Below are 8,780 nucleotides of genomic sequence, written 5' to 3' on the forward strand. Positions count from 1 at the left end.
TCACTTCCCGACGAAGTCGGCCTCGCCTCCTGCCGAAGGCAGCAATGCGTCCCCGGATGCTCTTCCGGGCATTGCGACCTGGCATGATCTTTGCCAGCCTTGCGTCCGCCGGTGATCTTTCGGCACATCACTTCCCCGGATGTTCCTCCGGGCATCACTTCCTCGCGCCAGCGTGCATCACTTCCTGGCGAAGCCAGCCTTGCGTCCGCCGATGCTCTTCGGCGCCTTGCGTCTTACTTCAGCAGTGACTAACTTTTCTCTCGCCTTCTCGTGAGCGCAGCGAATGGCTCGGCGACGCACTTTCTCGTCTTATCTCGATCTCATTCGTCAACGGCATGTTTTTTTTCGGGAGTTGCCTCTTGCATGTTGATTTTGGAGCTCATGAATGGCAAACTATAGTAGACACATCAAGCTGGAGGATTTCATGAGAAGGGTATGGTTGACAATCATGGTATGTATTGGTATTCTTTTGACTTCGCCTGTATTGATTTCGAGAGAGATCAAAACGATTTTCGTCACCGCTCCTGCAAGCTTTCCCGAAAGAGCAAAGCTTGAGAGCGGCGTTAACGCTTTGAGAAGTGTTGGATACCGTGTGGTAGTAGGAAGAAGCTGCCAGGTATCGCTTTCGTCTAGAGAAAAGGCTAATGAGCTGAACGAAGCCTTCGCAAATCCAGAATATGATGCGATTATCACTGCCAGAGGAGGTTATGGCTCGTATAACCTTCTGGACTGGCTCGATTGGGACTTGATCGCTTCAAACCCGAAGCCCCTGGTTGGCTACAGCGATATCACCGCACTGCTTCTTTCGATCTATTTCAAGACAGGTCTAACGACGTTCCACGGACCTATGGTTGCGGTCGAGCTTGGATCGGACACCCAGTCAGTCCAAAACATCGCAGCGATATTCAACGGAGAGAGGACTATTCGTTTCAATTACCAGTCCATTCCAGTAATTGAAGGCAAGATGGCCGGAAGACTTATACCGGCAAATCTTTCTTTGTTTCAGACCCTTCAAGGGACTGAATATCTGGGCTCGCTGAAGGACGCTATCCTGGTGCTTGAGGATGTAAGCGAGACAAAAGAATCACTTGAGAGAATGATTTGGAATATTGCACATCTAGATGACTTTTCGTCTCTCAGAGGTGTTGTTTTTGCGGGATTCACGGAGATCAAGAACGGCGATCTAGACGACATAAAGAGGGTGATACACGACTATTTTCTGGACAAAGAGATTCCTGTCTGGATCGGTTTGCCAAGTTACCACGGGGACTTCCCAAAGGTTGTACTTCCCGTAGGTCAGTGGGTGGAAATAGACATGGAGAAGGGGACAATCGAGATTCTTCCAGTTCCCGAGGCAAGAATAAAATAGAAAAAGAGCGTCCCGCGCTCTTTTTCTATTCTATGAAGTCTAGTCAATCGTAGAAATAGTTTCTTGCCGCGTGGTAAATCGCTATTGATCCATCGGCCGCTGCCGTAACTATCTGTCTAACCTCTTTTTCTCTTACATCACCAATTGCGTAGACGGCCTTCTTGTTTGTCTCCATGAAATCGTTCGTCTTGACATAACCGAACTCGTTGAGCTCCACCTTTCCTTTCAAGAACTGAGAGTTCGGAATTAGCCCAATGAAGACAAATACTCCATCCACCTCAAGCGGAGTTATTTCGCCAGTGTCGACACTCCTGATGTTCAACCTTCTCAGCTGAGAATCGCCTTCAACTGAATCTAATACTGAACTGAAAACATACTCAACCTTGCCTGTGTCGTTCAGCTTTTTCTGCAGAAGTTTGTCGGCAGTTAGCTTCGGGAGATTCTGAATCACTGTTATCTTGCTAACCATTTTGCTCAGATAAAGCGATTCATCGAGAGCACTGTTCCCTCCGCCAATTACAGCGATGTGTTTATCGGAAAAGAAGTGTCCGTCACAAGTTGCGCAATAGCTTATTCCTCTTCCCTTGAATTCTTCTTCGCCTTTCACGCCGAGCTTTCTCGGATTCGATCCTGTGGCGAGTACAATAACCTTCGACATTATCTTTTTTCCATTGTCAAGGACAACCGCTTTCTCCTCTTCATCGATCTCTAGATCGACAACCTCACTATATGTGAAAGGCACGTCAAAAGCTCTCGCGTGTTCAGCCATCTTCTCACTCAGTTCCATTCCGCTGATACTGGTGAAACCCGTCCAGTTCTCCACTGCCCGGGTATTGTTCATCTGCCCGCCATCCAGCGCCTTCTCGATGATCAAAGGACTCAGTCCTGCCTGAACGGCATAAATTCCCGCAGTGATTCCGCTAGGACCGCCCCCAATAATCACCACATCATAAGAGTCTTTCATTTCGGATTTCTTTGCGCTGCCAAGTTCGAAGAATGACATTCTGCTCCTCCTTATACGGCCTTCAATACCTGATCTACGTACTGACCTTCCGGATAAGCTCCAACGAAAGTCACCTTGTCGTTAATCACAATCTGTGGTACAGAAGAGACACCGTACTTCTTTGACAGTTCCGTGAACTCATTCGCTTCAACCATGTATGCAGTAATATTCTTGTTTGCCATAGCAATATTGTGAGCCATAATAACGGCCCTGGGGCAGTACGGGCAAGTAGTGGTCACAAAGACCTTTATGTCTACAGGCGAACTTATCGCTTCAATCTTCTTGATCGAGTCCTCAGAGAGCTCGGGAAGTGCTCCCTTAGAAAAAGAGACAATGTCCTGCAAGAGCGTGCCGAACTCATGACCGGCCGGTATGCCGAGGAACCTTACTCCCTTGTCATCTCCGTCCGGATTGAGCAGAACTATACTAGGAGCTAGATCAATGCGATACTTATCGGCCATTTCCGATTCAAGATTATGAACTTCGAAGGTTATCTTTCCTTCAATTTCCGAGAGTTCTTTCAACATCTGTTCGGCAGTGGAACAGTAATCGCAGTTCTTGTCACTCTTGAAGAGAAGTGCCTTTACAGGACCTTCCATGCTGCCAAAGACCTCTTTAACCTGTTTTATTGTATTGTCCGGAAATAACTTTGCCATAACTATACCTCCTTGGAATTCCGTATTATGCATACCCTATAGGGGTATGATATCATCTCTATGTTACTCTTCCTTTGACAGCTTGTTTACAGAACTGTCGCCAAACCATCTGCTTACGCCAACGGTCAGGCAGATGACTGTGAATAGAAGCATTATCTGCAGCCATTCGTCGGGATAGAAATACTTCAGGTGGTCAGATAAGAACCTTATGACAGTTGCGATCGCAGAAAAGGTAAGGATGCAGTCGGCCAACTTCCATTTTCCCTGTACGATGAGGTATTTCTTGAAGAACTCCTGACGCGTATACCCCATGGAAAGAAACAACATACGAAATGTGTCATCGTATCTCGACATGTGTCTGCCTAACGATCCATATACATAGAGATAGGCGATCAGGAAGAGGACTAGATTGTGAAGTCTGTAATTATCCGTGAATAGCATAGTACTTAGAAAGATGAATCCATTTGCAAAGGCAATGTTCATAAACAGAAGAAAGAAAGTCGGTTTTCTTATTTGACGCTGAAAGGCAAAAACTGAGGCCACCGAAAGGACGGTGGCCAACACAGTAATAATTAAGAAACTCAGAAAAATGTGAACAATATCACTGACTAACAATCAGATCACTTCTTGCTTACCTTCTCATTGCCGTCTGAACTGTCTTTCCCTTCTCTGAAGATCTCCGCCATTGCACCTATCGAGCTAAGCATTGCACTGCTCTCATAAGGCAAGAAGACCTTGTTTGCCTTACCATCTGCAATCTGCTTAAGGGACTCCAGGTATCTGATAGCAATAACGTCTTTCGTCGGATCACCCTCATGAATGGCCTTGAAGACGTTAACTATAGCGTTAGCCTGACCCTCGGCCTCTGCTATCAGCTTGAACTTGTTGGCTTCTGCGACTCTCTTTATTGATTCGCTCTGACCTTCGGCCTGAAGTATCGCGGACATCTTATCGCCTTCGGCTTTCGTTATCTCCGACTGCTTATAACCTTCGGCCTCCAGAATGACGGCTCTCTTGGTTCTCTCGGCCTTCATCTGCTTGGACATGGCATCCATTATGTCCTGAGGTGGATCGATCTTCTTGATCTCAACTCTAGTGACCTTGACTCCCCACTTGTCCGTGGCTTCGTCAAGTACCTCTCTCAGAGTAACGTTTATTCGCTCTCTTGAGGTAAGTGTCTGGTCCAGCTCCATCTCACCGATAACGTTCCTTAGGTTTGTCTGAGCCAGTTTTATAGCTGCGATCTCGAAATTAGCGACGTTGTATACGACCCTGAATGCATCGGTTATCTGGAAGTATATGATAGCGTCAACGGTGACGACAACGTTATCCTTTGTTATGACCTCTTGAGGTGGCACGTCGATAACTGTCTCTCTGAGATCGACCTTTACCATCCTTTCAATAAACGGAATTATGAACTGAAGACCCGGTTCTGCATCTCTTCTGTACTTTCCGAGTCTCTCTACCAGTCCCTTCTCGAACGGACGGATAATCTTTATTCCTGAAGCTGCAATGATGAATATTACTGCTGCAAGTATCAACCAAAAAACCATTTCTGATCCCCCTTTCTATCATTCACTGAGTGTTATCGTTTACTCTCTCGACATAGACCAGAGTACCTTCCAGTCTCACCACTTTCACCACGGTATCCACCGGTATTACTTCACCGTTAATCGAGTTGGCTCTCCAGTCTTCTCCTTCTATCCTGACCCTGCCTTTTTCCAGCACCGGGTTAATCTCGACCATCACACGTCCCAAAGAGCCCACCATTCCGTCTATGTACATCTTCCTCGGCGAATCACCTTTTGAAAGCCTTCTGGCAATCGGTCTTGTTAGAAGCACCAACAAAGAGCTGCTTACTGCAAAGACAAGCACCTGCCAGCCGAAACCGAAAGAAAACATTGATGCCAGACCTGCGAGAAAGGAACCAATAGAAAACCACAGAAAGAAGAACGTAGGAGTAATTATCTCTGCCACGAGTAAGACAACGCCGAAAATCATCCAGCCTATGTAGCCCATTCTTTACCTCCTCCCGGAGTACTCAGAACAACCTTACAGTTCAAAAACATGTTCCGGGTGAACAAGAAACACCTCAAGTTCGGAACCGTCAAGTTCCTTCTTAATTATATTATGCCATTTTTTCATCTTGGATGTGTACCGTCCCGATATATGATACAATATCAATCTCTTTATACCCTTGCTATTTCTCACACTGTCGATTACTTCCTCAATGCTGGAATGATTCTGATTCCTTCTATCCTTCCCGACCAGAAAAGTGCACTCATGGAGCAACGTCTCCGAATCGGCAATAACCTCGGGAGGAAGTGCGAATGTGTCTCCACTGATGGTCACGATCTTCTTAAGATAAGTGTCAGTAATCTCTTCTCTACCTTTCTCACTGACTACACCGGCAATCTCCTTTGATGAGAGACCGGCGTATTCCTCTTTTAGCTTCTTTCTCTCTTCATAGATATGGTAACCGTAGCTGATCTCGCCGATTGTATGTTTCACTCTGAAGGGAGTAACATGTCTCCTGAAGCTGCCTGCAGTTCTAAGATACACTTCATCTCCGACGTTTATCGGGTTGACTATCATGTTATATCTTAATCGAGGATTCATTCCAATGATAAAATCAAGGTAAGCTTCGATAGCTCGGTTGCCCGAGGGGAAACTAATTCTCAAAGGCTTGTTCCGGTCGCCCATTGCCGTGTTTCGGGTATTTATCAGGCCCCAGAGTCCGGAAATGTGATCGACATGACCGTGGGTAAGGAAGATATCTTTTATCGCATAGACGCTGTTGCCAAGAACAGTGGATATACCCTCTCCCACATCGAAGAGTATCCTTTCGGGTCGATATAGAATCCATGTTGAGTAGAGAGCCTTCGAGAAAATCTGAAACTCCAAATCAGTCTTCCTCCAGCCCTTCCACTTTCAATGCAATCTTTCCTTTAACATTGCCCGGAAGCTTAACATCTATCTTGTATTCACCGGTCTGCTTGATATGTTCCTCTAGCTCTATGTTCTTCTTATCGACCACAAGACCAAGCAAACTCTTGATGTGGCTGGAAATATCTCCGGAGGTGACTGCTCCAAATAGCTTGCCGCTAGATCCGGACTTAGCCTTTATCACGAAGTGGTGTTTCTGGAGCTCGTGCAACAGATCTTCACTGGCCTTCTTTATTCTTTCTTCCTTTTCTTCCTGCTGTTTCTGAATGTGCTTGAGCTTTGCCATCTCTTTCTGATTGGCTTCAACTGCAAACCCCTTTGGAATAAGGAAGTTTCTACCGTAACCATCAGATACGTTCTTCACTTCACCGGCTTTTCCAACGTTGTTTACGTCTTTCAGAAGAATCACCTTCATAAGAAACCTCCTTTTAAAAAAGGGAGGCTATTCGCCTCCCTGACTGACTCTATCACTCTTTTGTGTAAGGAAGCAGCGCCATGAATCTCGCCCTCTGAATCGCTTCCTTCACCATCCTCTGGTGTTTCGCGCAGTTACCTGTAATCCTCTTTGGGATAATCTTGCCCTTTTCGGTAACATAGTCGCGCAACAAAGAAGTGTTCTTATAGTCAATGTACTTTGTCTTTGTACCGCAGAGTCTGCACTTTCTTCTGCTTCTTCCTCTTCGCCTATTGTCTTTTACCATAATCTTCCACCTGCCTCAAAATGGGATATCGTCGCTTCCGGAGTCACCCGTGTCGCTTCCAAAGAAAGTAATGTCATCGTTTCCAGTGCTCTCAACCAAATCATTATCCTGAGTCGATTTCTCAAAACCTCCAGAACTCTGTTGAGCCTGTGCCTTTGTCTCCATGAATCGTATGTTGGAGGCGGCAACCTCGGCCATTGACCTCGATTCACCGTCCTGCGTCTTCCACTTGTTAATTCTGAGAGAGCCCTCTACAAGTATAAGTCTGCCTTTCGTCAAATAGTTGCCAACGAACTCCGCTGTTTTTCCAAAGGTCACAATCCTTATGAAGTCGGTACTGTCGTTATTGGATGACGCGACATTTCTGTCAACTGCAAGAGTGAACGTTGCAATTTGAGTGCCACTGGCAGCGAACTTGATCTCCGGATCGCGAGTTAGTCTACCTATCAGGACAACATGATTGTAGCTAATCGACATTTCTTACTCCTCCGTCTGCTTTTCTTCTTCAGTAGTTTCTACTTCAACGGCGACCGCTTCTTCAGTTGCTGTATCTTCAACCGGTGCTTCTTCTGACTCAGCATTCTGAACGCTTTCTTCAACCACTGGCTGTTCTGCCGCTTCGTCTTTTTTCAGCAAAGCTTTTTTCTCCGCCTTTTCAAGATCTTCTCTCCTGAATGTCTGCCATCTGAAAACTTCAGGGGTGATACCAAAGAATCTCTCGAGGATATCAACCGATTCCGGGTCAGCCTTGAACTGAATAACCGTGTAGTCGCCTTCGCTGAAGCCTTTTGTAACCCTGTAAGCTAGTTTCCTGACACCCCATCTGTCGAACTTCTCGATTGTTCCTCCGACTCGTTCAACAATATAGTCTCTAACCTTTTCAGCCATCGCATTCCGATTCTCTTCATCTAGCTTCGGCGAGACTATGAACATAGTTTCGTAGATCCTGCTCATTAACTTCCTCCTCCCTTGGTCTGTGGCCTTGCCTTCTGCGGCAAAGCGGGAATTCAACGCATAGAATTATAACATAATGCCCGAATTCTTCAAGTCCAATCGATGACTTGTACACTAAATACGCTACAGGCAACGGAGATAACTCAAACTATTCATCTGCTAAGGCTTCGCAGTCTCTTATCATGTAAACTGTATTTGTTAAACAATGAAGTACCAATTCTCACCTTTAGGAGGCGTCTCTTATGAAGACCGCGATAATCTACTCGACTTGGAGCGGAACTGTGGAAAAGTGTGCAAGCGAAATCTCAAAGAAACTCTCTGAGGAACCAGAGATAATCAACATCAAGAAAGACCCATCTCCGAAACTCAAAGAATTCGATGCCGTGATCGTTGGGGCATCGATCAGAATCGGCAAGGCAAACAAGGAGATAACGGAATTTGTGAGAAGGAACCTTGAAGACCTTAAGTCGAAAAGGCTTGGAGTATTTCTCTGCATGGGTTCGGGAGAAAAGAACTTTGGAGAGTACCTCTCTCAGAACTTCCCTAAGGAGTTTCTTGACAAATGCAAGACAAAAGGGTTTTTTGGTGGCGAGTTCAATCTAGAAAGACTGGGTTTTCTTTCAAGAATGATGCTGAAGGCAGCTTCGAAAGGCAAGCCTCAGCCCCACATTGTTTCAAGCAACATCGATAAGTTTGTCAAGGACTTTGAGGCTTAGCCAGCTTTGCTATAATACAGCCGAACAATAAGTTACTGAAATTCATCTTCCGGAGCAAAGACGATGAAACTGAAGTACCTTACCAGAGTACCCATATCGATAGGGATTGCAGTTGCAGCACTGAACGTAATCGTTATGGCGCTTATCTTTCCAAGGCTTGAAGAGGGACTGAAGGAGCTCGACACACTTGAGTTCGCACCGCTAAATCTCTCTCAATTAACCGATGGAGACTATGAAGGAAATTTCGCGGCAGGGATAGTAGATCATCATTACCCACATCATATTCTCTGGATCTCACCATCTCGCGGCTTCTAATGAAGATCCTGGACACGGAGTGTCAACGATGAACCGCTCTTCTGTTCTTGATCTTAAATCCCCGCTCGAGCGGGGGGACCGCTTGCGGTGGGGAGTGTGGATGAGATGACCCGCTTGAGG

General features: G+C 46.0%; 13 protein-coding genes. 3 read left to right on the plus strand and 10 right to left on the minus strand.

The window, feature by feature from the left end; all coding sequences use genetic code 11:
* The first annotated feature begins 385 nt into the window (after positions 1-385).
* On the plus strand, positions 386-1,369 hold the full coding sequence (locus B3K91_RS03255; protein WP_292593982.1) for a S66 peptidase family protein: 984 nt from the start codon (positions 386-388) through the stop codon (positions 1,367-1,369).
* Between the two features lie 43 nt (positions 1,370-1,412).
* Here B3K91_RS03255 and B3K91_RS03260 read toward each other — a convergent pair whose 3' ends face one another.
* The 10 genes from B3K91_RS03260 to rpsF all read right to left on the minus strand — a co-directional run bounded on the left by B3K91_RS03260 (position 1,413) and on the right by rpsF (position 7,629).
* Entirely contained in the window at positions 1,413-2,372 is a 960-nt protein-coding gene (locus B3K91_RS03260) for an NAD(P)/FAD-dependent oxidoreductase (RefSeq protein ID WP_214060738.1), read from the minus strand.
* A gap of 11 nt (positions 2,373-2,383) precedes the next feature.
* Complete coding sequence (gene pdo / locus B3K91_RS03265) at positions 2,384-3,028, minus strand: protein disulfide oxidoreductase (RefSeq protein WP_214060739.1); 645 nt, start codon at positions 3,026-3,028, stop codon at positions 2,384-2,386.
* A gap of 63 nt (positions 3,029-3,091) precedes the next feature.
* Positions 3,092-3,643, minus strand: coding sequence for a hypothetical protein (locus B3K91_RS03270; RefSeq protein WP_099829390.1), 552 nt, complete (start codon positions 3,641-3,643; stop codon positions 3,092-3,094).
* 5 nt (positions 3,644-3,648) lie between these two features.
* Complete coding sequence (locus B3K91_RS03275) at positions 3,649-4,581, minus strand: SPFH domain-containing protein (protein WP_099829389.1); 933 nt, start codon at positions 4,579-4,581, stop codon at positions 3,649-3,651.
* A gap of 22 nt (positions 4,582-4,603) precedes the next feature.
* A complete protein-coding gene (locus B3K91_RS03280) occupies positions 4,604-5,047 on the minus strand; it encodes an NfeD family protein (RefSeq protein WP_099829388.1) in 444 nt (147 codons plus the stop codon).
* 33 nt (positions 5,048-5,080) lie between these two features.
* A complete protein-coding gene (locus B3K91_RS03285) occupies positions 5,081-5,932 on the minus strand; it encodes an MBL fold metallo-hydrolase (protein ID WP_099829387.1) in 852 nt (283 codons plus the stop codon).
* A gap of 1 nt (position 5,933) precedes the next feature.
* A complete protein-coding gene (gene rplI, locus B3K91_RS03290) occupies positions 5,934-6,389 on the minus strand; it encodes a 50S ribosomal protein L9 (protein ID WP_099829386.1) in 456 nt (151 codons plus the stop codon).
* Positions 6,390-6,441: 52 nt separating this feature from the next.
* Positions 6,442-6,675: a 30S ribosomal protein S18 gene (rpsR, locus tag B3K91_RS03295; protein ID WP_099829385.1), complete on the minus strand. Its 234-nt coding sequence runs from the start codon at positions 6,673-6,675 to the stop codon at positions 6,442-6,444.
* 15 nt (positions 6,676-6,690) lie between these two features.
* Entirely contained in the window at positions 6,691-7,152 is a 462-nt protein-coding gene (locus B3K91_RS03300; RefSeq protein ID WP_214060740.1) for a single-stranded DNA-binding protein, read from the minus strand.
* A gap of 3 nt (positions 7,153-7,155) precedes the next feature.
* Positions 7,156-7,629, minus strand: coding sequence for a 30S ribosomal protein S6 (gene rpsF, locus B3K91_RS03305; RefSeq protein WP_214060741.1), 474 nt, complete (start codon positions 7,627-7,629; stop codon positions 7,156-7,158).
* 242 nt (positions 7,630-7,871) lie between these two features.
* Between rpsF and B3K91_RS03310 the strand changes: the two genes are divergently transcribed.
* Together B3K91_RS03310 and B3K91_RS03315 are read left to right on the plus strand one after the other, a co-directional pair.
* The gene (locus B3K91_RS03310) at positions 7,872-8,345 is read left to right on the plus strand and encodes a flavodoxin domain-containing protein (RefSeq protein WP_214060742.1); all 474 of its coding nucleotides are present in this window, start codon (positions 7,872-7,874) and stop codon (positions 8,343-8,345) included.
* Between the two features lie 63 nt (positions 8,346-8,408).
* Positions 8,409-8,660 carry a hypothetical protein gene (locus B3K91_RS03315; RefSeq protein ID WP_214060743.1) on the plus strand — a complete coding sequence of 84 codons (252 nt, stop codon included), beginning with the start codon at positions 8,409-8,411 and terminating at the stop codon, positions 8,658-8,660.
* Positions 8,661-8,780 lie beyond the last annotated feature (120 nt).

The organism is Mesotoga sp. UBA5847 (assembly GCF_002432735.1).
Taxonomy (GTDB): domain Bacteria; phylum Thermotogota; class Thermotogae; order Petrotogales; family Kosmotogaceae; genus Mesotoga.